General features: G+C 62.2%; 24 protein-coding genes and 1 pseudogene. 11 read left to right on the top strand and 14 right to left on the bottom strand.

What is annotated here, in order from left to right; all coding sequences use genetic code 11:
• Positions 1-1425: a threonine synthase gene (thrC, locus tag G9X68_RS04140; RefSeq protein WP_171601383.1), complete on the bottom strand. Its 1425-nt coding sequence runs from the start codon at positions 1423-1425 to the stop codon at positions 1-3.
• Positions 1426-1712: 287 nt separating this feature from the next.
• Here thrC and G9X68_RS04135 point away from each other — a divergent pair, with 287 nt between their 5' ends.
• Positions 1713-2360: a hypothetical protein gene (locus G9X68_RS04135; RefSeq protein ID WP_171601382.1), complete on the top strand. Its 648-nt coding sequence runs from the start codon at positions 1713-1715 to the stop codon at positions 2358-2360.
• Between the two features lie 298 nt (positions 2361-2658).
• Here G9X68_RS04135 and G9X68_RS04130 read toward each other — a convergent pair whose 3' ends face one another.
• The 5 genes from G9X68_RS04130 to G9X68_RS04110 form a co-directional block, all read right to left on the bottom strand.
• Positions 2659-3348, bottom strand: coding sequence for an HAD family hydrolase (locus G9X68_RS04130; RefSeq protein ID WP_171601381.1), 690 nt, complete (start codon positions 3346-3348; stop codon positions 2659-2661).
• Between the two features lie 200 nt (positions 3349-3548).
• Positions 3549-5378 (bottom strand): methyl-accepting chemotaxis protein, encoded by a 1830-nt coding sequence (locus G9X68_RS04125; protein ID WP_171601380.1) that lies wholly within the window; start codon positions 5376-5378, stop codon positions 3549-3551.
• Between the two features lie 234 nt (positions 5379-5612).
• Positions 5613-6056 carry a hypothetical protein gene (locus G9X68_RS04120; RefSeq protein ID WP_171601379.1) on the bottom strand — a complete coding sequence of 148 codons (444 nt, stop codon included), beginning with the start codon at positions 6054-6056 and terminating at the stop codon, positions 5613-5615.
• A 9-nt stretch (positions 6057-6065) separates the two neighbouring features.
• On the bottom strand, positions 6066-6416 hold the full coding sequence (locus G9X68_RS04115) for a hypothetical protein (RefSeq protein WP_171601378.1): 351 nt from the start codon (positions 6414-6416) through the stop codon (positions 6066-6068).
• A 52-nt stretch (positions 6417-6468) separates the two neighbouring features.
• Positions 6469-7038, bottom strand: a complete 570-nt coding sequence (locus G9X68_RS04110) for a hypothetical protein (protein WP_171601377.1) — start codon at positions 7036-7038, stop codon at positions 6469-6471.
• A gap of 428 nt (positions 7039-7466) precedes the next feature.
• Between G9X68_RS04110 and G9X68_RS04105 the strand changes: the two genes are divergently transcribed.
• On the top strand, positions 7467-7898 hold the full coding sequence (locus G9X68_RS04105; protein ID WP_244956108.1) for a hypothetical protein: 432 nt from the start codon (positions 7467-7469) through the stop codon (positions 7896-7898).
• 44 nt (positions 7899-7942) lie between these two features.
• Here G9X68_RS04105 and G9X68_RS04100 read toward each other — a convergent pair whose 3' ends face one another.
• Complete coding sequence (locus tag G9X68_RS04100; RefSeq protein ID WP_171601375.1) at positions 7943-8629, bottom strand: ArsR/SmtB family transcription factor; 687 nt, start codon at positions 8627-8629, stop codon at positions 7943-7945.
• A gap of 71 nt (positions 8630-8700) precedes the next feature.
• Here G9X68_RS04100 and G9X68_RS04095 point away from each other — a divergent pair, with 71 nt between their 5' ends.
• From G9X68_RS04095 to G9X68_RS04085, 3 genes are all read left to right on the top strand, one after another.
• Entirely contained in the window at positions 8701-9030 is a 330-nt protein-coding gene (locus tag G9X68_RS04095; RefSeq protein ID WP_171601374.1) for an NIPSNAP family protein, read from the top strand.
• A complete protein-coding gene (locus tag G9X68_RS04090; RefSeq protein WP_171601373.1) occupies positions 9027-9377 on the top strand; it encodes an antibiotic biosynthesis monooxygenase family protein in 351 nt (116 codons plus the stop codon). Before G9X68_RS04095 ends, G9X68_RS04090 begins: the two co-directional genes overlap by 4 nt.
• Before the next feature lie 681 nt (positions 9378-10058).
• Positions 10059-11225: a site-specific DNA-methyltransferase gene (locus G9X68_RS04085; RefSeq protein ID WP_171601372.1), complete on the top strand. Its 1167-nt coding sequence runs from the start codon at positions 10059-10061 to the stop codon at positions 11223-11225.
• Positions 11226-11349: 124 nt separating this feature from the next.
• On the opposite strand, the gene G9X68_RS04080 is transcribed toward G9X68_RS04085, so the two are convergent.
• The 3 genes from G9X68_RS04080 to mutY are packed head-to-tail and all read right to left on the bottom strand — an operon-like array spanning position 11350 to position 13440.
• The gene (locus tag G9X68_RS04080) at positions 11350-11715 is read right to left on the bottom strand and encodes a nuclear transport factor 2 family protein (protein WP_171601371.1); all 366 of its coding nucleotides are present in this window, start codon (positions 11713-11715) and stop codon (positions 11350-11352) included.
• A gap of 4 nt (positions 11716-11719) precedes the next feature.
• A complete protein-coding gene (locus G9X68_RS04075; protein WP_171601370.1) occupies positions 11720-12334 on the bottom strand; it encodes an HAD family hydrolase in 615 nt (204 codons plus the stop codon).
• Between the two features lie 2 nt (positions 12335-12336).
• Positions 12337-13440 carry an A/G-specific adenine glycosylase gene (mutY, locus tag G9X68_RS04070; RefSeq protein WP_171601369.1) on the bottom strand — a complete coding sequence of 368 codons (1104 nt, stop codon included), beginning with the start codon at positions 13438-13440 and terminating at the stop codon, positions 12337-12339.
• 108 nt (positions 13441-13548) lie between these two features.
• On the opposite strand from mutY, the gene G9X68_RS04065 reads away from it, so the two are divergent.
• The 5 genes and pseudogenes from G9X68_RS04065 (at position 13549) to ppdK (ending at position 22804) form a co-directional block, all read left to right on the top strand.
• Complete coding sequence (locus G9X68_RS04065) at positions 13549-14046, top strand: DUF721 domain-containing protein (protein WP_168310953.1); 498 nt, start codon at positions 13549-13551, stop codon at positions 14044-14046.
• Positions 14046-14231, top strand: a pseudogene (locus G9X68_RS32285) (hypothetical protein); the annotation flags it as partial. The gene G9X68_RS04065 and the pseudogene G9X68_RS32285, both read left to right, overlap by 1 nt.
• A gap of 542 nt (positions 14232-14773) precedes the next feature.
• A complete protein-coding gene (locus G9X68_RS04055) occupies positions 14774-15544 on the top strand; it encodes a DsbA family protein (protein WP_017993213.1) in 771 nt (256 codons plus the stop codon).
• 219 nt (positions 15545-15763) lie between these two features.
• Complete coding sequence (gene smc, locus G9X68_RS04050) at positions 15764-19225, top strand: chromosome segregation protein SMC (RefSeq protein ID WP_171601368.1); 3462 nt, start codon at positions 15764-15766, stop codon at positions 19223-19225.
• An 870-nt stretch (positions 19226-20095) separates the two neighbouring features.
• The gene (gene ppdK, locus G9X68_RS04045) at positions 20096-22804 is read left to right on the top strand and encodes a pyruvate, phosphate dikinase (protein WP_171601367.1); all 2709 of its coding nucleotides are present in this window, start codon (positions 20096-20098) and stop codon (positions 22802-22804) included.
• Between the two features lie 37 nt (positions 22805-22841).
• On the opposite strand, the gene G9X68_RS04040 is transcribed toward ppdK, so the two are convergent.
• Together G9X68_RS04040 and G9X68_RS04035 are read right to left on the bottom strand one after the other, a co-directional pair.
• Positions 22842-23120 (bottom strand): hypothetical protein, encoded by a 279-nt coding sequence (locus G9X68_RS04040; RefSeq protein WP_171601366.1) that lies wholly within the window; start codon positions 23118-23120, stop codon positions 22842-22844.
• Positions 23121-23607: 487 nt separating this feature from the next.
• Positions 23608-23805, bottom strand: a complete 198-nt coding sequence (locus tag G9X68_RS04035) for a hypothetical protein (protein WP_171601365.1) — start codon at positions 23803-23805, stop codon at positions 23608-23610.
• A gap of 144 nt (positions 23806-23949) precedes the next feature.
• On the opposite strand from G9X68_RS04035, the gene G9X68_RS04030 reads away from it, so the two are divergent.
• Positions 23950-24195, top strand: coding sequence for a hypothetical protein (locus G9X68_RS04030; protein WP_131710409.1), 246 nt, complete (start codon positions 23950-23952; stop codon positions 24193-24195).
• A gap of 15 nt (positions 24196-24210) precedes the next feature.
• Here G9X68_RS04030 and G9X68_RS04025 read toward each other — a convergent pair whose 3' ends face one another.
• Together G9X68_RS04025 and G9X68_RS32280 are read right to left on the bottom strand one after the other, a co-directional pair.
• A complete protein-coding gene (locus tag G9X68_RS04025; protein ID WP_171601364.1) occupies positions 24211-24603 on the bottom strand; it encodes a hypothetical protein in 393 nt (130 codons plus the stop codon).
• A gap of 273 nt (positions 24604-24876) precedes the next feature.
• Complete coding sequence (locus G9X68_RS32280) at positions 24877-25098, bottom strand: hypothetical protein (RefSeq protein WP_342355313.1); 222 nt, start codon at positions 25096-25098, stop codon at positions 24877-24879.
• Positions 25099-25242 lie beyond the last annotated feature (144 nt).

Raw genomic sequence — 25242 nt, 5'->3', positions numbered from 1 at the left:
CTATCTTTCTGCGCCTGCTGTCGTCTCGCCGCGGGCGTGCTTGCCGATAAAGGTTTCAACGGCTTTCAGCTCCGGTTTGATGATCTGGAAACGCTCCTCCCTTTGCATCAGATCAGCAAGCCACGTCGGAAGCGCCGGGTCAATACCGCTGGCGGATTTTACGGCGACGGGGAATTTCGCCGGATGCGCGGTCGAAAGCGTCACCATCGGCGTATTCGGCTTTTCTTTCTTGGCAGCGACGAAGACGCCGATCGCCGAATGCGGATCCAGCAGATAGCCGGTCTCGGCATGGGTCTTGCGGATCGTCTCGGCGACTTGGCTTTCGCTGGCGCGCCCGGCGCGGAAGTCGCGGCGGATCGCCTTGAGCGCCTGCTCGCCGATCTCGAAACCGTTGGATTGCTTGAGGCTTTCCATCGCCGCGCGCACCTTCGAGGCGTCGCGGTCATAGGCTTCGAACAGCAGCCGTTCGAAGTTCGACGAGATCTGGATGTCCATCGACGGCGAGCTCGTCGCCTTGACCGCCTTCATGTCGTAGCGGCCGGTCTTCAGCGCCCGCGCCAGGATGTCGTTCTCGTTGGTGGCGATCACCAGCCGGTCGATCGGCAGGCCCATGCGCTTGGCGCAGTAGCCGGCGAAGATATCGCCGAAATTGCCGGTCGGCACCGTAAACGAGATCTTCCGCTCCGGTCCGCCGAGCGCCACCGCCGCCGTGAAATAATAGACGATCTGGGCCATGATGCGCGCCCAGTTGATCGAGTTGACGCCTGATAGCCTGACCCTGTCGCGGAAGGCCACGTCGTTGAACATCGCCTTCACCAGGTTCTGGCAATCGTCGAAATTGCCCTCGACGGCAAGCGCATGCACATTGGCTGACGACGAGGTCGTCATCTGCCGCTGCTGCACCGGCGAGACCTTGCCATGCGGGAAGAGGATGAAGATGTCGGTGCGCTCGCGCCCCGCGAAGGCGTCGATCGCCGCCCCGCCGGTGTCGCCCGAGGTGGCGCCGACGATCGTCGCCCGCTCGCCGCGCTTTTCCAGCGCATAGTCCATCAGCCGGGCGAGCAGTTGCATCGCCACGTCCTTGAAGGCGAGTGTCGTGCCGTGGAAGAGCTCCATGACGAAGCTGTTCGGCCCGGTCTGGACGAGCGGCGCGATCGCCGGATGGCGGAAAGTGCCGTAGGCCTCGTCGATCATCGCCCGGAACGTGTCGTCGGGGATCTCACCATTGGTGAAGGGCGACAGGATGGTGAAGGCGATCTCCTGATAGGTCTTGCCCCTAAGCGCTCGGATCTCCTTCTTGGAAAAGCTCGGCCATTTGCGCGGAACATAGAGCCCGCCGTCGCGCGCCAGCCCCGTCAAAAGGGCGTCGCAAAAGCCGAGGGAAGGGGCCTCGCCGCGGGTCGAGATATAGTCCACGTTCGTCATCCTTGATCTATCGCTGGAGGAAATCCGGCCGGGCGCGGCCATGGCCCGCTCTGCCGGAAGTCTTGGCTGGAAATCGGGCCGGAAATCGAAAAGGGGCCGCTCTGCGGGCAGGGCTTTGCTCGTATGCTTTTGAAGTTGCCCGCATCCGGCGTCGAAAAGTGCATCAAAACGGCGCTTACCCAATCGATTTTTGTTTGCGCCGCTGATATAGACCATCGCAAACCGTCGTGAAAGGCCCCGCGGAAAAGACAGGGGCCTCCAAGAAGCGCTTATACAAGGGATGGAATATGGTGCTCGGCAAGGTCTCGCGTCTCATCGTCTCCGCATCTTTTCTTGCCCTGCTCGCTGGTTGCAACTCGCTCGGCATCGGTGGCGACAGCAAGCCGGCGACACCGGCGACCCAGCCGAACGGCACCGCCCAGATCATGCCGCTGGCGCCGGCCAACCCCTCCTCGAACAATCCTTCGATCGGCACCGCCACGACAGCGCAGGGCACGGTCGCCCCCGTTGTGCAGGGCGCCTGCCCGCAGATCTTCATGCGTGACCAGGATGCGATCTTCCGCACCTATGCCAAGGGCAAGAAGGACGATCCGCAGCAGATCGTCTACCAGGCCTCCTTCGGCGATTACACCCGCCAGTGCACGCTGAACGACACGAACCTGACGATGACCGTCGTCGCCCAGCTGCGCCTCATCACCGGCCCGGCCGGTACGCCAGGCCCGCTGACGCTGCCGATCCGCATCTCCGTCGTCGATGGCGAGACCGTGCTCTATTCCGAGGTCACCAAATTCCCGACCGAGATCCCGGCGGGTGCGCCGGGCACGCAGGTCATCTTCCGTAAGGACGGCATCAAGATGCCGGTCGGCTCCGGTGCCCTGGTGCGCGTCAATATCGGCTTCGACACCCAGCCGGCAAAGACCAAGAAGAGCAGCTAAGTTACTCCAGCGACTGTTTCCGAGATTCGGTTGCACCTCCCTCATTCCTGTGCTCGTCACAGGAATCCAGCCACGGCGCGTCTGCGCCGTGAAGCTCTCATCAATGAAGCCGTTCTCTCGCGCCCAAGGACTTAGGCGCACTGGATCCCTGTGACGAGCACAGGGATGAGGGAAGGAGAGGGCGTGCTCACCCGGCAGAGCATTCAGGGTTGAATTAGGACGATTCCGTGGGCTCCATAGACTCGGAGCATAGTGAAAGTTGCATAACCCCTAGTATCGGAATCAGCACTCCGGCGCCTCAGAGAACGCCTTCCCATGCCGCCAGGGCCGCAACGACGCCCGGCAGGTCGTTCATGCGGGAGATTGCCGTTTCGGCGCCGGCATCCGTCAATTTGTCGGCATGGGCGGGATAGCTGTGCGAGGCGCCGGTAAAACCGATGACGCGCATGCCGGCGGCGCGTGCCGCATGTACGCCGTGGACGGAATCCTCGACCACGACGACCTTGTCAGGCGAAACGCCCATCTGGCTTGCGCCATGCACGAAGATGTCGGGCTTCGGCTTGACGCGGTCGGGGCCAAGATCCTTGGCGGAAAAGATGTTCGGCGCAAACAGCGGCTTCAGCCCCACCTTGCTCAGCATCATGTCGAGCCGCTTGGTGCTCGAATTCGAGCAGATGCAGCGCTTCATTGCCAGCCTGGAGACGGCGAATTCGACGCCCGGAATGGCCTGGACGTCCTGCGCCAATCTGAGGTCGAGCAGATGCTCCGACTTGTCGAGCAGGGAGGCCGAAAACGGGATGCTTGCCTCGCGCTCGATCTGCAGCAGGATGTTGCGCCACGTCATTCCGGCGAAGCGTTCGCCCATTTCCTCGGCGCTAATCGGATATCCGGCTTCGGTCAGAAGTCCGGATTCGACCTCAGCCGCGATGATTTCCGAATCGACGAGAACGCCGTCGCAGTCGAAGATGATGAGCTCGAAGCCGTCCATATGTTCACGCCTTGCTGAAAGTCTGGGCTGGAAGTCTGGGTCTTGTCCGGGAATACTGCGGCTTTACACGATGCCCGGCCAAAGCTCAACCTGATCTCAAGCATGGCTGCGATGCGGCAAGCGACCGGCTCCGGCGTCGCTGCCGGACCGGTCGTGTCGGCTTGGCTTGGGAATGAAGCATGGCGATGAGATAGCAGCCGTCAGGCAGCCAGTTGCCCACCCCGGCGTCCAGCTGCGGATGGCGAAGCTGTCGCCCGAAGCCTGAACCGGGAAACCAGTTCACGCAGCTTGGCAGCTTCCTCGGCAAGCTGGCCGGATGCCGCGGTGGATTGCTCCACCATCGCCGCGTTCTGCTGGGTCACCTGATCCATGGAGTTGACGGCGGTGTTGACTTCGGCAAGGCCGGTCGACTGCTCTCTTGCCGATACGGCGATGGCATCCATGTGCTGATTGATGCGGGCAATCTGTTCGCTGATCGCCTTCAGAACCTGGCTGGTGTCGAGAACCAGTTTGACGCCGCTTTCCACTTCCACCGAGGATTTCTGGATGTGGCCTTTGATTTCCTTTGCCGCCTGAGCCGATCTCTGGGCCAGCTCGCGCACTTCCTGGGCGACCACCGCAAAACCCTTGCCCGCGTCGCCGGCGCGTGCCGCTTCGACGCCGGCGTTCAGCGCCAGCAGATTGGTCTGGAAGGCGATCTCGTCGATCACGCCGATAATGCTGGAGATCTGCTGGGACGAGGCCTCGATGCGGCGCATGGCTTCTTCGGCATGCGATACGACCTCGGACGACTTGGCGGCGTTGCGGTTTGCATCGGTCGCTTCCGTGCGCGCCTCGTCGGTCCGCTTGCTCGAGTTCGAGACATTGGCGGTGATCTGATCGAGCGCTGCGGCGGTTTCTTCGAGCGAGGCCGCCTGCTGTTCGGTTCGTTTCGACAGGTCGCCCGCCCCGGATGCGATTTCCCTTGTGCCTTCGTCGATGGCGGCAATGGCGGCCGTGATCGCGCTGAGCGTCTGATCGAGCTGCCGGATCGACATGTTGAAATCATGCCGGAGGTTCTCGAAATCCGGGGCGAAGGGCTCGTCGATCTGGAAGGCGAGATCGCCGGATGCAAGCCTCTTCAGGCCTGCGGCGAGGCCGGATGTCGCCGCCCGCAGCCGTTCAGCGGCATCTTCGTCAGCCTGCTTGCGCGCCGTGACCCGCTCGGTTTCACTCTGCAATCGAGCCGCCTCGGCATCTTTTTCGAGTTGCTTGTTGGCAATCGCCGCCTGGCGGAAGACTTCGACGGCCGACGCCATCGTCCCGATTTCATCGGTGCGGCCGATCCCGGTGCAGGCAATCGCCGTGTCGCCGCCGGCAAGCCTTTGCATATCGCCGGAAAGCGAAAGGATCGGCTTGGTGACGGTCTTGCGGGTGAGGAAATAGAGACCAAAGGCGAAGAGCGCCGCCGAAGCCAAAAGGGCTTCCAGGACAATATCGACCGACGCATTTATATCAGAGCTGCGATTGGAAATTTCCTCGGATGCAGCGGTGATCTGATCGCCGGCCTGTTCCATCGCCGCTTCCAGCGTCGAGAACTGCGCCATGAACTCAGGCAATGCCTTCATAGCTGCCGTAGGGTCCTTACCGGCAAGTTCGACGATCTGAGTGGCGCTTGCGATATAGGCAAGCAGGGGACGTTCGACGCCGGCAAGGATCGTTTTCGTCTTGTCGTCGACGGCAAGAGCCTTGTTGGCGTCAAGCATTTCGCGGAACGACGCCTCATGCTCCGCCAGATCGGCCTTCACCGCGGCAGGGTCTATGCCTGCTGCCGGATTGGACGCCAGCAATGATGCGAGCGCATCCGAGCGCAGCGCGTCATGCATCATGTCAGCCTGCATGTGGTTGCGCAGGATTTGGGCCGACCGGGCAACCTCGGCGTTGTTTTCGGAGAGGATCGACGCGGACCAGATGCCGACGCCCGCGGCGCCACCCGCCAAGGCGAAAATCGCGATGCTCGCAATGATGATCTTATGCTGGATCGATGCCATGACAGGGCTCTCTCGTTAATTCAGAAGGTGAGAGTAGCCGAATATGCTTAATTATTTTCTTAGCACCATGCCGCTTAGCGGCGCAAAAACAACAGGTTGCAGCTGATATTTCAATTTCGATGAAAAGTTGAGCTGCGTTGAGCGTGAAGTGGATTACCGGCGCAGGCACCTCGAGCGCCGGAAAATGCGATAAGGGTGGGGCTCTCCCTTGTGCCAAGGGCGGGCCCCATCCAACTATTGCTCCGGCAGGATGATCTTCTGATTTGTGGTGTTCTTGACCGGCTTTTCGCCAGGGACATGAGACATCGTGCGGGTCGTGCTATCCAGCGTGCTGCCGTCGGTGCTGGTCTTTGTACGAGATTTGCTGAACGTCCCTTTGTCCACGGCTTGGGCTTTGGTCTGCGCCTTCAGCTTGTCGCCATTGTCGTTGACGTGGGTCTTGCTTTGCGCCTTTCCATCGGTGGTGGCTGCACTTCCCCCCGATCCGATCGAAGAGGTCGTGCCGTCATCGGTCCGGCAGGCGCCCGCCGTTCCGAGCGAACTTGCGGATGTGCCTCCTGCCGAGGCGCTTCCGCCCGATCCGACCGTTCCGGCTGCATTGCACTCCTCCGCAATAACGCCCGAGCTCGACGCGAGCAACACGATCGAGGCGGCCGCGATAAGGTTGATAGGTTTCATTGCCATCTCCTACTTCTTGGGTTTCGTGACCGAACAGGTTCCGTCGGACCGTTTGGTGATGACGGTGCCGTCAGGCCGGGTGATGCTCGCGGTCGAATAGCTGTCGACGCTTCCCGATCCGGCCGAGGAGCCGGCGGAGGAGGATGACGAAGAGGAGCTGGCCGATCCGCCGCCGGTCGTGGTCGTTGACGAAACCTGGCCGTTGCCGGCCGTCACGGTGGTGGACATGTCCCGCTGCGACGACCGCGACTCGACGACGGTGCATGTCGTTCCGTCGTCGAGCTTGATCTCCTCGGACATTGCCTGTCCGGCGATCAGGGCGAGTGAAGCGCCCAGTGCGATTGTGGAAAAGTTTGCCATTGGTTTATCTCCGAGGGCTTGGCCGACGCCATCAAGGCGCCGGCCGACATCGTCAGCAGCCTTCTGTGCCGGCGGCGTCTTTCTTGACCTGTCCGGGTGCACAGCCCTTCTTGCCCTTGTTGTGAGAGCTTCCTGCGGCGCTGCCGCCGGTGCCGACAGTGCTGCCGGTCTTGTCTCCGTCCGCAGACGAAGCACCGGTCCCGACGCTGGAGGCCGAGTTGGCGTCGCCCGAACCTGCAGCGGAGCCGCCGGTACCGACCGAGCTGCTGGAGGTGCCGCCGCCGGCCGACGAACCGCCGGTGCCAAGCGTCGAAGCAGACCCCGAGCCGGAGCCCGAGCCCGCAGCAGAGACGCCGGTGCCGACCGTGCTGCTCGAAGTGCCGCCACCGGCCGATGAGCCGCCCGTGCCGACCGTCGAGGACGTGCCGGATTTGCAGTTGGTCGAACCAGCCGGGCAGTCGCCCCCTGCAGAGCTGCCACCAGTACCGATCGTGCTGCTCGCAGTTCCGCCGCCGGCCGACGAACCGCCTGTGCCGACGGTGCTAGACGATTGAGCGAAGCCGGAAACAGCCGTGCCTGCAAAAAGGGCGGCCGCCAAGGCCAGATGTGTTGCCTTCATCATGGTGTATTCCTCCGTTTGTTTCTAACTTGCCGTCGCATCCGGAATGGATGGATAGCTGCCTGACAAACTTCGGTTTCGACCCACTGTTCCTGCCTTAGGTACTCAGTCGGATATCCCTCGGACCTTGGTCCGACCTCGCCGTCATGGTTGACGTTCGAGCGTTCTGGGAGGGTTTCATGAGCCCGCCGACGGGTCGCAAAACCTCTTTCTCGGCGGCTCCGACGGCGCCGAAGAAGGCTTGGCTGCAGGCGACGTCATCGCTGGCCGGTGGAGCGACGCCCATCAATTCCGCGTCATGTCGGGAGAACCGCAGCCGCAGGCCTACCTTTGGCAATCTCATGCACTAGATGGCGATCGGGAGGAGAACGCCACCGCCGCTATTGGGAAGAGAAGCGGCATGCCAAAGAATGAATGAAGAGGAAGACCGCATGACGATCGAGGATATTATCGAAACCCTGGAAAAGACTGACATGCCCGACAGCCGGATCGACGCCTTCATCACCTGTGCGTTCTTGTTGAAGCAATTCCGGCCGGCCGAGCCCAAGGATTTCGACGGTCCTCACGACTACCTGCCGAGCAGCATCAAGTCAGAGCACGGCTTCCTGATGGCGCGGCCCTTCACACACGACGTCAATCACGCCATCGATCTGTGCCGGGAAGTCCGGCCGGATGCGGTTTGGCACCTTGCCCGTGGTCGCCAGACAGCGGATGACTCGCTTTACGGTGCGCAGTTGCGCGAGGTCAGGGAGAGCGACAGCGTGCTTGGCGAGGCCGAGAGCAATCACGCGGCGCTGGCGCTGACGCTAGCTGCACTGCGGGCGCATGTGCGGCAGGAAGATGAAAAGAGGGCAGGCGCGTGAGAGGCTGAATGCTGCCTCGGAACCTCTTGCAGATCCTCAATAACCTACGGATCGATCGGAAAAAGCATCAGAAACTGCCGGTCGCCTTCCGGGGAGAAGTTGATCGAGCGGCTTTCGGCCGTGCGCCGCGCCCAGCCTTTGTCGAGGAAGCTTGAAAGCAGGGCCTTGCCGAGGCTGCCGGCCAGATGCGCGCGTCTTTCGCTCCAGTCGAGGCAGGAGCGGCAGAGTGGCCGGCGTGAGGATCTGAGATCACCGACATCGATGCCGATGCATTTGAGATCGCTTTCGCCCTTTTCCGTCAGCGCCAGGCCTTCGCCGACCGCCTCGATCGAGCCGGAGGCAATCAGGCTGTCGAGCATACGCACGCCGTAATCGCCGGCAAGGTGATCGTAGCAGATGCGCGCCTTGCGCAGCGCCGGCTCCTTCGGTCCCGGCTGGTGGCGCAGATGGCCGCGCCCGGCGGCAAAACCCATCATGCTTTCGATCAACCGGGCGGCGGCCTCGTCAGCCAGCGTGAAATAGCGGTGGCGCCCCTGCTTGCGCTGGGTTAGCAGCCCGCCGGCTTCGAGCTTGGCAAGATGGGTGCTCGCCGTCTGCACGGTGATGCCGCCGACGCCGGCAAGCTCGGTCGCCGTCAGCGCCCGGCCGCCGGTCAGCGCTGCCAGCATATTGGCGCGCGCCGGATCGCCGATGAGCGCGCCGATCTGCGCAATGTCAGGACCTTCCTTCATAGTTCGATCGTAACCGAAGCATCGCCGTCAGGCAATGTGCGAAAAAGGATCGACAGCAAAGGAGAAACGATATGATCACCTGCTTCATCCGCTATCAGATCGACCCCTTCAAGAAGGAGGCGTTTGCCGAATATGCCCGCAACTGGGGCCAGGCGATTCCGAAGAATGGCGCCGATCTGATCGGCTATTTCGGTCCGCACGAGGGCTCGGCAACGACGGCCTATGGGGTCTACAATATCGAAAACCTCGCCGCCTACGAAACCTATCGCGCCAGGCTGGCCGCCGACCCCCTCGGCCGTGAGAATTATGAATTTGCCCGACGCGAAAACTTCATCCTGAAGGAGGATCGCATCTTTCTTAAAAATGTCTCCGCCCCTCACGCCAAGCTGGTGCTGCCATGATCGCCGTCATCTTCGAAGTCGTGCCCTATATGGGCGAACGCCACAAATATCTGGATCTCGCCGGCGAGCTGCGCGCCGAACTCGAAAAGATCGACGGCTTCATCTCGATCGAGCGTTTCGAAAGCCTGACCAACCGCGGCAAGCTGCTGTCGCTCTCCTTCTTCCGCGACGAGGAGGCGGTGAAGGAATGGCGCAATCTAGAGGCGCACCGCGCAGCCCAGCAGGCCGGACGCGGCGGCATTTTCGCCGATTACCGCCTGCGGATCGCCAGTGTCGTCCGCGATTACGGCATGTTCGAACGCGACGAAGCGCCGGCCGACAGCCGCAAAGTTCATGATGCGGCATAATGCAGAGCAGCCAATTCGGGCGGGCCACCCGCGTCCTGAAAGTTGCTTGTCTGTGGCATCTTGGCAATCGCGCAACCGTAGCGCGTGACCGCAAAATAATATTCATCCATCGATGAAGAAAATGCTATCTATGGTCTTCATCCGAAACCTAACCGGAAACTGAATTGTGTGGACTTTAAGGATCATTAAATTTGCTTGGACGGCTATATTTTCCTTTATATTCATTGTCTTAGCATTATACGTCCTTTCGACGATTGTCATGTTCATCCGGAATCCTGATCGTATTGGAGTTACATTCCCAGAGCGAGCAATCTCAGATGCTGCTGGCTTAATCCACGGAAATCCAGGTGAAATCGACGGAGAGTGCAGCGAAAAGGGTAGTTATTTTGAGAAGAAAGTTAGTTGCGAGATGAGAAGAACTAAAGATAATAAAATAACGGATACTATATCATTGGAATATGAGCTGATGTTTGACTCGATACTGAGTTTTTCTGTTGTGAGGGAAAATCTGGAATAAAAAGATGACAGATGTCCTCGGTCCGGTGGGCTACGGCGACCTGCGCCCGGTTACCCCGGCCGCCACAATAAATTCCCGAAATCGGCCACCGCTTCAGGCTTTGGTAACTAAGTTGCGTAACCATAACGGACAGTTAAGCGTAGAGCGTATGAGTGAGTATTTAAATGGCATCAGTTTTTCCGCTTGCCGACCTCAAGGCTTCCGTCAAGTCTGATCCCCGGCCGGGATCCCGGTCGGATTCATGGCCGGCTTCTTGGGTCGACACGATCATCAAAGGCGATTGCGTCAGCGCCCTTGAAGCTTTGCCCAGCCACTCCGTCGATATCATCTTTGCCGACCCGCCGTATAATCTCCAGCTCGGCGGAACGCTGCATCGTCCCGACCAGTCGCTGGTCGATGCGGTCGACGACGAATGGGATCAGTTCGCCTCCTTCGACGCCTATGACGCCTTCACCCGCGCCTGGCTGCTGGCCTGCCGCCGCGTGCTGAAGCCGACCGGCTCGATCTGGGTGATCGGCTCCTACCACAATATCTTCCGCGTCGGCGCCACGCTGCAGGATCTGAATTTCTGGATCCTCAACGACATCATCTGGCGCAAGACCAACCCGATGCCGAATTTCAAGGGCCGCCGTTTCCAGAACGCCCATGAGACCATGATCTGGGCAAGCCCCAGCGCCAAGGCCAAGGGCTATACCTTCAATTACGACGCGCTGAAGGCCGCCAATGACGACGTGCAGATGCGCTCCGACTGGCTCTTCCCGATCTGCAACGGAGCCGAGCGGCTGAAGGGCGAGGACGGCAAGAAGGCGCATCCGACGCAGAAGCCGGAAGCGCTGCTTGCCCGCGTCATCATGGCCTCGACCAAGCCCGGCGATATCGTGCTCGATCCCTTCTTCGGCTCGGGAACGACGGGTGCGGTCGCCAAGCGTCTCGGCCGCCACTTTGTCGGCATCGAGCGCGAACAGGATTATATCGATGCGGCTTCGGCCCGCATCGCCGCCGTCGAGCCGCTCGGCAAGGCGGAACTGACTGTCATGACCGGCAAGAAGGCCGAAGTCCGTGTCGCCTTCAATGTGCTGGTCGAAAGCGGCCTGATCAAGCCCGGCCAGGTGCTGACCGACGCCAAGCGCCGCTACAGCGCCATCGTCCGCGCCGACGGCACGGTGGCTTCAGGCGGCGAGGCCGGCTCCATTCATCGTCTCGGCGCCAAGGTGCAGGGTCTCGATGCATGCAACGGATGGACCTTCTGGCATTTCGAAGACGGGCAGTCCCTGCGCCCGATCGACGATCTCAGGTCCGTCATCCGCAGTGATCTGGCAAAGGCGGAGTGAGCAGCGCCTCTGACGGATCGAAATACCTTCTTCCGATTTCCCTCCAGTTGCGGGAGAAGGGCAAGGCGCCCGGGGTCAAGCCCCGGGCGTCCTCTATACATAAATCCGGATAATCAGTGACGTCTTAAAAGTCCTGGTAATCGGTGACCTCGACCCGTGTGACGCGGCCTTCCGCGTTGAAGGTGATCGTCTCCTCGCCCTCGCGGATCAGCGGCTTGCCTGATTTGCTGTGGGTGGCGCGCACCGACCAGACCGACCGGCCTGAAAGCGGCGTCAGTGTTTCCACCAGCGAATTTTCAGCCGTCTGGTCGGGATAGTCGTCGAAATAACGCCGGAAGGCGGCCATGATCTGAGCCCGTCCGGTGAGATCGCCGACGCCGTTCGAGACATAGGTCGCGTCCTCGGCGAAATAGGCTTCGATCGCCGGAAAATCGAGGGTGTTGATCGCAGCGTGAAAACGTTCGATTTCTTCTGCCGGGTCGAAAGCCATGGGTTCAGACCTTCAATCCATAAGCGGCGAGATCGCTGCGCAATTTGTCGGCACCTGAGAACAGCACCGCATTCCAGCCGAAGGCTTTGGCGCCTTCTACATTGATCGGCGCGTCGTCGATGAAGATCGTCGCTGCCGGATCGAGACCGAAACTTTTCGTATGCGTCTCGTAGATCGCGATATCGGGTTTGATCAGGCCGACATCGCCGGAAACGGTGACGCCGCGCGGTTTGGTCAGGAAGGGGAAGCGCGTCTGCGCCTCGCGGAACGTGTCGGAGGCGAAGTTGGTGAGCATCGTCACGTCGCGCCCCTCGGCAATCAGCCCTTCCATGATCGCGACGCTGTCGTCATAGGCGTGCGGCACCATCTCGTGCCAATATTTGCGGAAGGCGCGGATATGTTCCGCGCGGGCCGGGTGCTGTTTTATCAGCAACGCTTCGGCCTCCGCCCAGGTGCGGCCACGGTCCTGCTCGATGTTCCAGTCATGGGTGCAGATGTTGGCGAAGAACCAGTTGCGCTCGGTCTCATCGGGGATGAGGCGGCTGAAAGGAAGATGCGGATCGTAATGAATAAGGACTTTGCCGATGTCGAAAACGATATGTCTTATGTCGGTGGTCATGATCATCCCTTGGATGTTTTAAACGCGAGAGGAATAGCTGCTGCGATCGCTTTTTTCATGATGGTTGGTAAGGCCTGGGCTTCAAGATTTGTAACCGGCTCCCACCATCCGTCATTCGGGCCGTCATCCATGGCGACCTTGGCAGCGATGGCCGCACGCCAGATCGAAAGCCTGAGCTCGAAATGGGTGAAGACATGGGTGACGGTGCCGGAGGCCTGCCATGCCGCATCGAAGGGGGCGGCGGCAGCCGAGGTCTCGCCGTCGATGCGCGCGGTCCACGCCGTCGTCGGCACCTCGGTCATGCCACCGAGCAGGCCGCTGTCGATGCGCCGCCTGAGCAGGATCTCGCCATCACCGGTCACCGCGATGAAGGCCGCGCCGTATCTGACCGGCTTCTCCTTCTTCGCCGCCTTGACCGGAAAGAGTTCGGGATCGGAGAGTTTCAGCGCCTCGCAGGCACCCCGGAACGGACAGAGCGAACAGGCCGGCCGCTTCGGTGTGCAGATCGTGGCACCCAGATCCATCATCGCCTGGGCGAAATCGCCGGGCCGTGTCGCCGGCGTCAACAGCGCCACCTTCTCCCTCATCGCCGGCTTTGCGGCCGGAAGCGGTGTTTCGATGGCATAGAGCCTGGAGATCACCCGCTCGACATTGCCGTCCATGACAGCCGCCTGCCGGTTGAAGGCGATGGCCGCGACGGCGGCTGCGGTATAGTCGCCGATGCCGGGCAGGGATTTGAGGCCCTCTTCAGTATCGGGAAAGACGCCGCCATGCTCTGTCGCCACCGCTTCGGCGCATTTTTTCAGGTTGCGGGCCCGCGCATAATAACCAAGCCCAGCCCAGGCGGCCATCACCGCATCGGTCTCCGCCGCGGCAAGGTCGGTCACCTGAGGCCAACGCTGCAGAAACTTTTCGAAATAGGGTTTGACCGCCTGCACCGTCGTCTGCTGCAGCATCACCTCGGACAGCCAGACTCGATAGGGGTCGGCCCTGACGCCGCGGGCCGCCATGCCGGGCGAAACGCGCCAGGGCAGGTCGCGGTGGTGGCGATCGTACCAGTCGAGCAGGGGCTTTGCTGAGGGCGTGTCGAGTGTGGTGATCGTCATGATTTGCTGCGATGAGGGGAAGTGCCTATACTTGGCGAAGCAATGCCGCGCGATCAAGTCGCCTGTGCGAGTTGGCATGCGAATTGGCGGCGTCGCTGAAGGGTTTCGATGAGTTATCCACGCAAAGGTGCAAAGCAGATTTCCGAGCTGGCGAACGGGCTGATCGATCCCGTGCTTGCCAAGCGCGCCGGTATCAACACGGCGCTGCTCGGCTCGTGGAGCGAAATCGCCGGCGAGGATTTCGCCGATTGCACCCGGCCGGAAAAGATCGCCTGGGCCCGCGGCGGCGATGAGACCGGCGGCTTTCGGCCCGGCGTGCTGACGATTGCCTGCGAAGGCGCGCGTGCACTTTTCCTCACCCATGCGCAGGGCGAACTCATCCAGCGCATCAACAGCTTCTTCGGCTTTGCCGCCGTCCACCAGATCCGCATCGTCCAGAAGCCGGTCTCACAAGCCATCCGCCGCTCCCGCACCCCGCCGCCGCTGAAGGGCGAAGCCGCCCGCAAGCTCGAAGGCATGATGGAGGGGATCGAGAACGACAAGCTGCGGCAGGCAATCCAGCGCTTGGGGACCGCGGTGATGGGGAAGGGAGGGAAACAACGCTGATGAGCAAAACGCCCAACTTGACCGGCAACACCAAGACCGGCGGCCTGACTCAAGCCAGCGCCGAAAAGATCAGTGCGGTTGACGGCATGGTCCTTAGCCCGCGCATGCGCAAGCTCCTCGCCGAGACCACGGATCAGCCGGCCGAAGAACGTCGCCAGGCGATCCGCGCGCAGTTTGCCCGGAAAGAAGGTGCGACCGACGAAATCGGGCGTCGAAAAATCCGCGAGGCGATCGATGATCCGGGTTCTGATATCGATGCCGATATGGCCTTCGAGCGGCTCGAACGTCGGCATGCCGAGCGAATAAAGGCTGAGGGTGGTGGCGCTTAGCCCTGTCGGCCTCGGCCCAGGGAGATTGCCGAGGCCAGCCCCTCATCCGCCTGCCGGCACCTTCTCCCCGTAAACGGGGCGAAGGAACATGACGCGACCTCTCCATTCCTCACCAACCTCTCGTGGGGCACGTCCCCTCGCCCCGTTTACGGGGAGAGGGCTAGGGTAAGGGGCAGCCATAAGCACGAACCGGGCAGCAGTGGTTTCGAACTGCAAACTACCGTTGTTCGGATGAAGAGACGGGGGCGGTATGAATTCCTGCAATTTTTGGTCTAGTCGTCTTCCCGCGGTCACAATTCTTTGAAGGAAGTTGGTGAACCGTGCCTTGTGAGTGGCCGCCAGCCGTTATATCGCACAGTCACGCCGTCACTCTCATTAGTTATGGGGAATCCATGCAGATGTCCGAAATGCAACTGACGAAACGCCGCCTGCTCAGCGGTATCGCCATCGCCGCAGCTGCCGTAGCGCTTGTCGCCTGCAACGACAGTAAGGACGCTGCCGATGCTTCGTCCTCCGGCAAGACCATGGCTGATGGCACCAATGTCGATACCATGCAGACGGCGGCCACATCGGCGACCGAAATGCCGGAATCCGACGGCGATGTCGACATGGCCGAAGTGCTGAAGCCCGGCGTGCTGCCCGAAATGGCGCTCGGCAAGGCCGATGCCCCGGTCAAGATCGTCGAATATATGTCGATGACCTGCCCGCATTGCGCCCATTTCCACAACACCGTCTTTGACACGATCAAGCAGAAATATGTCGACAGCGGCAAGGTGCAGTTTATCATCCGCGAATTCCCCTTCGACCCGCGCGCCGCCGCTGCCTTCATGCTCGCCCGCTGCAATTCTTCCAATCCGGAGCAGTTGAGCACGCCGGAACAGTATTTCCCGATGGTTTCGATGCTCTTCAAGCAGCAGCAGGTCTGGGCCGCCGCCGATGATGGCCGCGCCGCACTGCTGCAGATGTCGAAGCTTGCCGGATTTACTGAGGATAGCTTCACGAAATGCTTGACGAACCAGAAGCTTCTGGATGAAGTGAACGCCACGCGGGAAAGAGGTTCCAAGGATTTCGGCGTCAATGCCACCCCGACTTTCCTGATCAATGGCAAGCGCTACTCTGGAGACATGCCGGTTGACACTTTGTCGAAGCTCATCGACAGCCTGCTCTGAACCGGATCGTTTCGATAGAACGGGCGACGGCGAAAGCCGTGCGCCCGTTTTTCGTTTTCAGCGCAGTTTGCAGGTGTGGCCCCCTCATCTGCCTGCCGGCACCTTCTCCCCGCTGGGGCGAAGGGGATTTGCCGCAGCGTCTCGATTCCCTCTTCTCCCCAGCGGGGAGAAGGTGCCCGTAGGGCGGATGAGGGGGCTTCCTGCCGTGGATATTTCCGCATGAAGTTCAACAAGCTGCGCCTGGTCGGCTTCAAATCCTTCGTCGAGCCGACGGAATTCATCATCGAGCGGGGACTGACCGGCGTTGTCGGGCCGAACGGCTGCGGCAAGTCGAACCTTGTCGAGGCGCTGCGCTGGGTGATGGGCGAGAATTCCTACAAGAACATGCGCGCCTCCGGCATGGACGACGTGATCTTTTCGGGTTCCGGCAACCGCCCGGCGCGCAACACTGCCGAAGTGGCGCTCTATCTCGACAATGCCGAGCGCACCGCGCCTGCCGCCTTCAACGACAGCGACGAGATCCAGGTCACCCGCCGCATCGAGCGTGAGCAGGGCTCGCTCTATCGCATCAACGGCAAGGAAAGCCGCGCCAAGGACGTGCAGCTGCTGTTTGCCGACGCCTCGACCGGCGCGCGGTCGCCCTCGATGGTCGGGCAGGGGCGTATCGGCGAGCTGATCCAGGCAAAGCCGCAGGCCCGCCGCCAGCTGCTGGAAGAGGCGGCCGGCATATCCGGCCTGCATTCCCGCCGCCACGAGGCCGAACTGCGGCTGCGCGCCGCCGAAGGCAATCTCGAGCGTCTCGACGACGTCACCTCGCAGCTCGAAAGCCAGATCGAGAGCCTGAAACGCCAGGCCCGCCAGGCAAACCGCTTCAAGACGCTGTCTGCCGATATCCGCGCCCGCGAAGCGATGCTGCTGCATATCCGCTGGGTGCAGGCAAAGGAAGCCGAGGCCGAGGCCGACAGTGCCTTGAACCAGGCGACCTCCATCGTCGCCGAAAAGGCGCAGATGCAGATGGAGGCGGCGAAGAACCAGGGTATTGCCAGCCTGAAGCTGCCGGAACTGCGCGAGGGCGAGGCGCGTGCGGCGGCTGCCCTGCAGCGCCTGCAGATCGCCAGAAGCCAGCTGGAGGAAGATGCCGGCCGCATCCTGCGCCGCCGCGACGAGCTGACCCGCCGTCTCGCCCAGCTTGGCGAGGATATAAGCCGCGAGCAGCGGTTGGTGGCCGACAATGCCGTCATCCTGGCGAGGCTCGATGCCGAAGAGGCGGAGATTTCGGAGATCCTCGCCGATTCCGGGCGTTATGCCGAGGAGACCCGCGAGGCCTTCGAGGAGGCGGCGGCAAAACTTGCCGACAGCGAGCGCATCTTCACCCAGTTGACCGCCGAGCGTGCGGAAGCTGCCGCCGGCCGCAATCAGCTGGAGCGCGCCATCCGCGATCTCACGGACCGCCGGATGCGCCTCGAACGCCAGATGGACGAGGCGAACCAGGAACTCTCCGCCGTCGGCGAGAAGATCGCCGGCCTGCCCGATCCCGACGAAAAACGCGCCATCGTCGAAGCCGGTGAGATCGCCGTCGCCGACGCGGAAGCCGCGGTCCAACTGGTCGACCAGGCGCTTGCCGGCGCCCGCCAGACCGAGGCACTGTCGCGCGCGCCGGTCGAGCAGGCCCGTTCGAGCCTGAATGCGCTCGAAACCGAGGCCCGCACCATTTCCCGCATGCTCGCCGCTGGTGCCGCCGCCGGCAAATTTCCGCCGGTTGCCGACGAATTGAAGGTCGTTCGCGGCTTCGAAACCGCGCTGGGTGCCGCGCTCGGCGACGATCTGGAATCGCCGCTCGATGCCGAGGCGCCGGCCCATTGGTCGGACAATGGCGATGGCGCCGCCGATCCAGCCCTTCCATCCGGTGTTGCGCCGCTGCTTGATCACGTCCGCGCGCCTGCCGCACTCACCCGTCGCCTGCGCCAGATCGGTCTGGTCGCGGAAGGCGATGCGGAGCGGCTGATGGCGGCGCTGAAGCCCGGCCAGCGGCTGGTGACCAAAGAGGGTGCGGTCTATCGCTGGGACGGTCACGTCACCGGTGCCGACGCCCCGAGTGCCGCGGCGCTCCGCCTTGCCCAGAAGAACCGCCTGGCCGAACTCGAAGGTGAAGCCACTCTTGCCCGCGACGTGCTTGCCGAAGCCGAGGAGCGGCAGGCAGCCGCTGCCGAAGCGATCCGCGCCGAGGAGCGCCGGCTCGCCGAGGCGCGCGACATGAGCCGCCTGTCGGCGCGTCATTTGGCCGAAGCGCGCGATGCGCTTGTTGCTGCCGAGCGTGCCTCCGGCGATCTGATCCGCCGCCGCGATGTCGTCAGCGAGGCTGCCAGCCAGCTGCGCGCGCAGCTGGAGGAAATCGCTATCCAGGAAGAGAATGCCCGCATCGAGCTGGAGGACGCGCCCGATCTGACTGCGATCGACGAGCGGCTGCGCTTCCAGCAGGCGGAAGTTGCGACCGATCGCGGCGCGCTGGCCGAAAGCCGCGCCCGCCATGAAAGCCTCGCCCGCGAAAACGAGGCCCGCCAGCGCCGCATCATGGCGATCGGCCAGGAGCGAGAGACCTGGCGCCAGCGGGCGGCAAGCGCTGAAGATCATGTCGCGACACTGCGCGAGCGCGAGGAAGAGGCGCGGGACGAAGCAGCCGAGCTCGAATTGGCGCCGGATGAGTTCGACGACAAGCGCCGCGCTCTGCTCAGCGAATTGCAGAAGGCCGAGGAGGCGCGCCGCCAGGCCAGCGATCTTCTGACCGAGGCCGAACGCATCCAGCGCGAAGCCGACCAAAAGGCGACGACGGCACTATCGGAACTTGCCGAATGCCGTGAACGCCGCGGCCGCGCCGAGGAGCGCCTCGTCTCCGCCCGCGAGAAGCGGCAGGAAAGCGAAGGCCGCATCCGCGAGGTCCTGAACGTCGCGCCGCACGAGGCGCTGCAGCTGACCGGCCGCCCGACCATGCAGGCGCTTCCCGATCCGCGCGAAGTCGAGCGCGAGCTGGAACGCCTGAGGATCGAGCGCGAGCGGCTGGGCGCCGTCAACCTGCGCGCCGACGAGGAACAGAAGGAACTGAGCGAGAAGCTCGAAGCGCTAATCAAGGAACGTGACGACGTCATCGATGCGATCCGCAAGCTGCGCGGCGCCATCCAGAGCCTCAACCGCGAGGGCCGTGAGAGGCTGATCGCCGCCTTCGACATCGTCAACGCCCAGTTCCAGCGGCTGTTCACCCATCTGTTCGGCGGCGGCACCGCCGAGCTGCAGCTGATCGAATCCGACGATCCGCTGGAAGCCGGCCTCGAAATCCTCGCCCGTCCGCCCGGCAAGAAGCCGCAGACGATGACGCTGCTCTCCGGCGGCGAACAGGCGCTGACGGCAATGGCGCTGATCTTCGCGGTGTTCCTCACCAATCCGGCGCCGATCTGCGTGCTCGACGAAGTGGACGCGCCGCTCGACGACCACAATGTCGAGCGCTACTGCAATCTGATGGACGAAATGGCGGCTTCCACCGAAACCCGCTTCGTCATTATCACCCACAATCCGATCACCATGGCCCGCATGAACCGCCTGTTCGGCGTCACCATGGCCGAGCAGGGCGTCTCCCAACTCGTCTCCGTCGACCTGCAAATGGCCGAGCGTTTGCGCGAGATTGCCTAAGGTTTTCGACGAACGCGTTTTCTGCGTCGGGGAGGGCTGATTGTCACTGGACATCCTGGACCAGGGGATTGGCGAGAGCAGCCCCTCATCCGGCTGCCGCCACCTTCTCCCCGTAAACGGGGCGAAGGGACATGCCGCGCCCGCTCGGCCCCTCCGACCTTTCGCAGGGCACGTCCCCTTTCCCCGTCAGAACGGGGAGAGGGTTAGGGTGAGGGGCAGCCACTAGCGCCAACCGGACAGAAGTGGGCTTGACCCGAGCATCCAGGTCGACGCCGAGCGCCGACGCAATTTCAGCAAAGCTATGGCGCGGTTTTGCGTCCAGAAATTGCGTAAAATCAAGGGCCGAGCAATAAACACCAAAAAAGGTCGGCTCTCTTGCCGTATGTACCCCATTTGGGTGATGCTCTTTTCGCTGACTTGCATTAGAAGTTGTTTCAACGCAACCTAATTACTCTGCTGAAAAAGCGGGTGATCAAACGCTGCGTATTGTCGAATTTGCGTGCGGTTTTCCGGGCGAGGGCAAGAACCGGAAGCCGTTGGAGCAAATCCAGGGAGGTAGCGATCTATTTTCCAGGAATTGCGTAAAACGAAGGTCAGAACGGTTCTGTTTTATAAAAAAGCTGAACCGTTCCTGGGTTGAGGGACCCCCCGTCCAGTTTTCCTGGCTGGACGGAAACAAGGCTTTGCGGGACATTGTTGCAGTCCCGCAAAGCTTTTTTTGTGCCTTTTTTTCATGTTGGCCATGTTTCAATCGTTTCGACCTCGGCTGCGCCGAAGATTTATTGTGCAGCGCAACATTCTGCCGCATTTGTCGATTTTCATTTCAACACCAACGGATTAAGCTAATCCCGATTTGGTGTTGGGGGGAATATGACCAAGTGGGTCTATAGGTTCGGCGACGGGCAGGCTGAGGGCCGGGCGCGCGATCACGAGATTCTGGGCGGCAAGGGCGCCAATCTGGCGGAAATGTGCGCCCTGGGACTGCCGGTGCCGCCGGGGCTGACGATCGTCAGCGACGCCTGCAACACCTATTACAAGAACGGCCGCCACATCGAGAATGCGGTGAAGGCTGAGGTGCGCGCCGGCATATCGGCAATCGAGGCAATCACCGGCCGCCATTTCGGCTCCGTCAGCCAACCGCTGCTGCTCTCGGTGCGCTCTGGCGCCCGCGTCTCGATGCCGGGCATGATGGACACGGTGCTCAATCTCGGCCTCAATGACGAGACGGTGCAGGCGCTTGGCCATGATGCCGGTGATGCGCGTTTTGCCTGGGACAGCTACCGCCGCTTCATCCAGATGTATGCCGATGTCGTCATGGGTCTCGGCAACGACGCCTTCGAGGAGATCCTGGAAGACGAGAAGGCCAAGCTCGGCCATGAATTCGATACCGAACTCAGCGCCTCGGAATGGCAGCATATCGTCTCGCTCTACAAGAAGCTGATCGAGGAGGAGCTGGAGCAGGAATTCCCGCAGGATCCGGAAGTCCAGCTCTGGGGTGCGGTGGGTGCGGTCTTTTCCAGCTGGATGAGCGCGCGTGCCGTCACCTACCGCCAGCTCCACAATATTCCGGCAGGCTGGGGCACGGCGATCAACATCCAGGCGATGGTCTTCGGCAATCTCGGCAATGCGTCCGCCACCGGCGTTGCCTTTACCCGCAACCCCTCGACCGGCGAGAAGGCGCTTTACGGCGAATTCCTGGTCAATGCCCAGGGCGAGGATGTCGTGGCCGGCATCCGCACGCCGCAAAGCATCACCGAGGAGGGGCGGATTTCCTCCGGCTCCGAAAAACCCTCGATGGAAAAGCTGATGCCGGAGGCTTTTCGCGAGCTCTGCCGCATCTGCACCGAGCTCGAGATCCATTACCGCGACATGCAGGATATCGAATTCACCATCGAGCGCGGCAGGCTCTGGATGCTGCAGACCCGCTCAGCCAAGCGCTCGACCCGGGCGGCAATGAAGATCGCCGTCGACATGGTCGATGAGGGAGTGATCACCGAGGATGAGGCGGTGCTGCGCATCGAGCCCTCCAGCCTCGACCAGCTGCTGCATCCGACAATCGATCCGCGCGTCACCCGCCAGGTAATCGGCAGCGGGCTGCCGGCTTCGCCCGGCGCAGCCACCGGCGCCATCGTCTTCACGGCGGAAGAGGCCGTCGAGGCGGAGGCCGAAGGCCGCAAGGTCATTCTGCTGAGGGTCGAGACCAGCCCGGAGGACATTCACGGCATGCATGCCGCCGAAGGCATTCTCACCACCCGCGGCGGCATGACCAGCCATGCGGCGGTCGTTGCCCGCGGCATGGGCATTCCCTGCGTCGTCGGCGCCGGCACCATGCGCATCGATCAGCGCAACGAGCGGCTGCTCGGCATCGGCGTCACCCTCAAGAAGGGCGATATCATCACCATCGACGGCTCGGCCGGCCAGGTGCTGAAGGGCGAGGTGCCGATGATCCAGCCGGCGCTGTCGGGCGATTTCGGCCGCATCATGGGCTGGGCCGACCGCGCCCGGCGCATGACGGTGCGCACCAATGCCGATACGCCGGCCGATGCGCTGGCTGCCCGCTCCTTCGGCGCCGAAGGCATCGGCCTTTGCCGCACCGAGCACATGTTCTTCGAGGGTGAGCGCATCCATGTGATGCGCGAGATGATCCTTGCCGTCGATGAGAAGGGCAGGCGCGTGGCGCTCGACAAGTTGCTGCCGATGCAGCGCCTCGATTTCACCGGCCTCTTCACCGTCATGCACGGCCTGCCGGTGACGATCCGCCTGCTCGATCCGCCGCTGCACGAATTCCTGCCGAAGACCGACGATGAGGTGGCCGAAGTCGCCTTCGCCATGGGCATGGAGGCATCCGTGCTTCGCCAGCGCGTCGATGCGCTGCACGAGTTCAACCCGATGCTTGGCCATCGCGGCTGCCGGCTGGCGATCTCCTATCCCGAAATCGTCGAGATGCAGGCCCGCGCCATCTTCGAGGCGGCGGTGGCCGCAGCCAAGGAGACAGGGGCAGCCGTCGTGCCGGAGATCATGGTGCCGCTCGTTGGACTGCGCACCGAGCTCGATTACGTCAAGGCGCGCATCGACGAGGTCGCCGGCGACGTGATGAGCGAGGCCGGCATGAAGATCGATTATCTCGTCGGCACGATGATCGAGCTGCCGCGTGCGGCCCTGCGCGCCCATGTGATTGCCGAAGCCGCCGAATTCTTCTCCTTCGGCACCAACGACCTGACGCAGACGACCTTCGGCATTTCGCGCGACGACGCCTCGGCCTTCATTCCCACCTATCAGCGCAAGGGCATCATCGAGCACGATCCCTTCATCTCGCTCGATTTCGATGGGGTGGGGGAACTGATCAGCATCGCCGCCGAACGCGGCCGGCGCACCCGCAACGACATGAAGCTCGGCATCTGCGGCGAACATGGCGGCGACCCGGCCTCGATCCGCTTCTGCGAAACGATCGGCCTCGACTATGTCTCCTGCTCGCCCTTCCGCGTGCCGATCGCGAGACTGGCGGCAGCGCAGGCGGTGATTGCAGGCGGTTTGGAAGAGATCCGGCGGGGTCCGAAGGACCTGCGGCCAACCGTGTAAAATAGCGGTGGAGTGTGGAGCAGGGCGCCCAAGCTACTCAGTAACGATAGCGCCAACGATCGCGGTAAACGTAGGGTCCGTTCAGATCCCAGGCCATGCGGTTCATCATCTCGGCACTCTGCGCCCGCGATTCGGCGCGCCGGTCGAGATCGATGCGCTGCAGGCAGGTGGCAAACCCATCCGTGCCGCGCCGGAAGCCATAGCTCAGGCACCGCTGCTCATCCGCCGCCCGCCGCTCCTCCGGCGTCATGGTCTGGCAGGCCGAGAGCCCAGCAACGATGGTGGCCATGACGGTGATGAGGAGGGGAATACGCATTGGTTTATTCCTTCAGGCATGCTCGCTCCGAGCAAAGGCCATTCGGGCGGGGGCGTCAAGCTGCTATTGGCCTGGGAGATCGCTGAGCCTTAGGTGATGACGCGAGCCGTGTGCCGTGCGGCCCCCTCATCCGACCCTTCGGGCCACCTTTGCCTGGGTTGAGCCGCTGGTCTCAACCCGTCCTTCGGACCCCCGCTGGGGCGAAGGGGGTTTGCCGCAACCTCTCGATCCCCTCTTCTCGCCTCGGGGAGAAGGTGCCCGTAGGGCGGATGTGGGGGCGGCGAAGCCGGCCTGCCGTTCCTTGCAGCCTCTTGCGTTCAACTTCTCCTCCGTCATTCCTGTGCTCGTCACAGGAATCCAGTGCGCCCAAGTCCTTGGGCGCGGGACACTCTTTGGTGTCAGTCATTCACCGCGCCGACGCGCGGTGGCTGGATTCCTGTGACGAGCACAGGAATGAGGGAGATTGGGGATGACGCTCTCACTCACTTCAAGCCGCGCCAGCCGGATCCCCAATCGGCAGCAGTGCTGGATTGAGCGGCGGATCCTGTGGGTTCTTCGTATCGGCCGGATCCTGCACCGGTGTCAGCGGCGGTTTTTGCTGGATGGGATCGGGAATGCCAGGCGTCGGCGTCGGGCCGCGCGGTGTGTCGGCATTGGGTGTCGGGATCGGATCTCTGTTCGGCATGATCGCCTCCTTTTCGAAAAAGGAACGGCAGGCTCAGCACTTGGTTCCACTTTCGCCGGCCAACCTTTCTATGCATGAGGGCCATTCCTATGTATGAGGAAAAGCATGGCCGCTCCAGGAGCGGCCGGAAACCTTGGAACGAGCATGGCCCTTCGCGATCGATTTTCGAAAAAACTGAACTGTCCGCAATGCGGCAATGAGGGCTTTGCCGAAGCCTCGGAAGTTGATGATCCCAAGCGCAAGCACCCGGATTTCAAGGTCGATCAGCTGCCGCGCGGCTTCGGCGTGCAGCGGCCTGCCAATCATCAGGAGAATTTTGTCATCAAATGCGAATGCGGACGCAAGTTTCCCTTCCGCAGCGTCGCGGAAGCTGCGGCCGAGCGCCGCTGACATCATGATCTAGAATTAGATCCGCTCCAGCAGTTCGATGAAGGCATCGGCAAAACGCACCAGCGGCGCGGTCTCTTCATCGGGCGCCTGCATGCGGATTTCGGTGCCGTTGCTGTCGAGCAGCGCCAGCACGACGCGCATCTCCTGGCCGTCGCCCGGAATGCGCAGCACGGCGATGCGGCGGCAATCGTCGATGAGGCCGCCGGCCGGCAGGTCGAACAGCAATTCGCCGCCGGAGCGTGCCGCCGCCTGGCGCACGGCCTCGCAGAAGCCGGCATCGCCGCCGGCATAACCTTCGAGCGAAAGTTCGAGCTCCAGCAGTTCCAAAGGCAGCATCGGTTCGGACTGGTGGTCGATCCCGCCAAGCGCAGACGCCTGCGGCCTTGCTGCCGTTTCGGGTAAAATCATCCCGTCTCTCCTCTGCATCTGGAGATGAAACCGCGGCAGAATGGCCTTTTTTTGACATATCAGCAAGGGCTTATGAAGAAGCCGCCGTTTCGCCATGACCATCGCCGTGAATTCCAACGCAATGCCTCAGACAATAGTTTCAATTTAGCCGAATCTTGCCCCAGTCCGGATGATTTTAGGCCGGGCCGGCCTAGAGCCTTTCCGGGTTAGATTGCAGCATTCTGCCGGAGCAGGTTTTCGTCAGGGCAAAGGCGATTGGCGACGGGCATACGCCTAGGTACGTCCGAGCCGATCGCCTTTGATCCTGGCGGAAAGATGCCCGGCCCACCGGCCGCACCGCTTCGCCATGCGATGCGACAAGTGCGTCCGGCGATTCTTAAGTCTTGCAGATTTGCCAGGCAAATCTGCGGGAGGGTTGGCTGAAACGGGCCGGCTGATCGACCGGCCGGCTTGGCCGTAGAGCCGGGCTACGACACGCGCCGGCCGGTCGACCATCCGACTCCGTTTGAGCCAACAGAATGCTGCAATCTAACCCGGAAAGGCTCTAAATCTGAATCCGGATCTAAATCAAAGAATAGAGCATGATGTCGTCCGAAAACCGCTTCACACTTTTCGGCATCATGCTCTAAACAGGGTTGA

It is taken from the genome of Rhizobium changzhiense (genome assembly GCF_013087625.1).
Taxonomy (GTDB): domain Bacteria; phylum Pseudomonadota; class Alphaproteobacteria; order Rhizobiales; family Rhizobiaceae; genus Rhizobium; species Rhizobium sophorae.
Note: the sequence above shows the minus strand (reverse complement) of the source record. Positions and strands in the feature narration are given on the sequence as shown.

What these genes read in the sequence shown, in the direction of transcription:
- G9X68_RS04035 (WP_171601365.1), bottom strand. Translation starts at nt 23,805, where the DNA reads ATGCCGAACAGAGATCCGATCCCGACACCCAATGCCGACACACCGCGC.
- G9X68_RS04065 (WP_168310953.1), top strand. Translation starts at nt 13,549, where the DNA reads ATGAGTTATCCACGCAAAGGTGCAAAGCAGATTTCCGAGCTGGCGAAC.
- G9X68_RS04080 (WP_171601371.1), bottom strand. Translation starts at nt 11,715, where the DNA reads ATGGCTTTCGACCCGGCAGAAGAAATCGAACGTTTTCACGCTGCGATC.
- G9X68_RS04090 (WP_171601373.1), top strand. Translation starts at nt 9,027, where the DNA reads ATGATCGCCGTCATCTTCGAAGTCGTGCCCTATATGGGCGAACGCCAC.
- G9X68_RS04125 (WP_171601380.1), bottom strand. Translation starts at nt 5,378, where the DNA reads ATGGCATCGATCCAGCATAAGATCATCATTGCGAGCATCGCGATTTTC.
- ppdK (WP_171601367.1), top strand. Translation starts at nt 20,096, where the DNA reads ATGACCAAGTGGGTCTATAGGTTCGGCGACGGGCAGGCTGAGGGCCGG.
- G9X68_RS04025 (WP_171601364.1), bottom strand. Translation starts at nt 24,603, where the DNA reads ATGATTTTACCCGAAACGGCAGCAAGGCCGCAGGCGTCTGCGCTTGGC.
- mutY (WP_171601369.1), bottom strand. Translation starts at nt 13,440, where the DNA reads ATGACGATCACCACACTCGACACGCCCTCAGCAAAGCCCCTGCTCGAC.
- G9X68_RS04095 (WP_171601374.1), top strand. Translation starts at nt 8,701, where the DNA reads ATGATCACCTGCTTCATCCGCTATCAGATCGACCCCTTCAAGAAGGAG.
- G9X68_RS04100 (WP_171601375.1), bottom strand. Translation starts at nt 8,629, where the DNA reads ATGAAGGAAGGTCCTGACATTGCGCAGATCGGCGCGCTCATCGGCGAT.
- G9X68_RS04105 (WP_244956108.1), top strand. Translation starts at nt 7,467, where the DNA reads ATGACGATCGAGGATATTATCGAAACCCTGGAAAAGACTGACATGCCC.
- thrC (WP_171601383.1), bottom strand. Translation starts at nt 1,425, where the DNA reads ATGACGAACGTGGACTATATCTCGACCCGCGGCGAGGCCCCTTCCCTC.
- G9X68_RS04075 (WP_171601370.1), bottom strand. Translation starts at nt 12,334, where the DNA reads ATGACCACCGACATAAGACATATCGTTTTCGACATCGGCAAAGTCCTT.
- G9X68_RS04085 (WP_171601372.1), top strand. Translation starts at nt 10,059, where the DNA reads ATGGCATCAGTTTTTCCGCTTGCCGACCTCAAGGCTTCCGTCAAGTCT.
- G9X68_RS04120 (WP_171601379.1), bottom strand. Translation starts at nt 6,056, where the DNA reads ATGAAACCTATCAACCTTATCGCGGCCGCCTCGATCGTGTTGCTCGCG.
- G9X68_RS04135 (WP_171601382.1), top strand. Translation starts at nt 1,713, where the DNA reads ATGGTGCTCGGCAAGGTCTCGCGTCTCATCGTCTCCGCATCTTTTCTT.
- G9X68_RS04115 (WP_171601378.1), bottom strand. Translation starts at nt 6,416, where the DNA reads ATGGCAAACTTTTCCACAATCGCACTGGGCGCTTCACTCGCCCTGATC.
- G9X68_RS04130 (WP_171601381.1), bottom strand. Translation starts at nt 3,348, where the DNA reads ATGGACGGCTTCGAGCTCATCATCTTCGACTGCGACGGCGTTCTCGTC.
- G9X68_RS32280 (WP_342355313.1), bottom strand. Translation starts at nt 25,098, where the DNA reads ATGGTCGACCGGCCGGCGCGTGTCGTAGCCCGGCTCTACGGCCAAGCC.
- G9X68_RS04110 (WP_171601377.1), bottom strand. Translation starts at nt 7,038, where the DNA reads ATGATGAAGGCAACACATCTGGCCTTGGCGGCCGCCCTTTTTGCAGGC.
- smc (WP_171601368.1), top strand. Translation starts at nt 15,764, where the DNA reads ATGAAGTTCAACAAGCTGCGCCTGGTCGGCTTCAAATCCTTCGTCGAG.
- G9X68_RS04040 (WP_171601366.1), bottom strand. Translation starts at nt 23,120, where the DNA reads ATGCGTATTCCCCTCCTCATCACCGTCATGGCCACCATCGTTGCTGGG.
- G9X68_RS04030 (WP_131710409.1), top strand. Translation starts at nt 23,950, where the DNA reads ATGGCCCTTCGCGATCGATTTTCGAAAAAACTGAACTGTCCGCAATGC.
- G9X68_RS04055 (WP_017993213.1), top strand. Translation starts at nt 14,774, where the DNA reads ATGTCCGAAATGCAACTGACGAAACGCCGCCTGCTCAGCGGTATCGCC.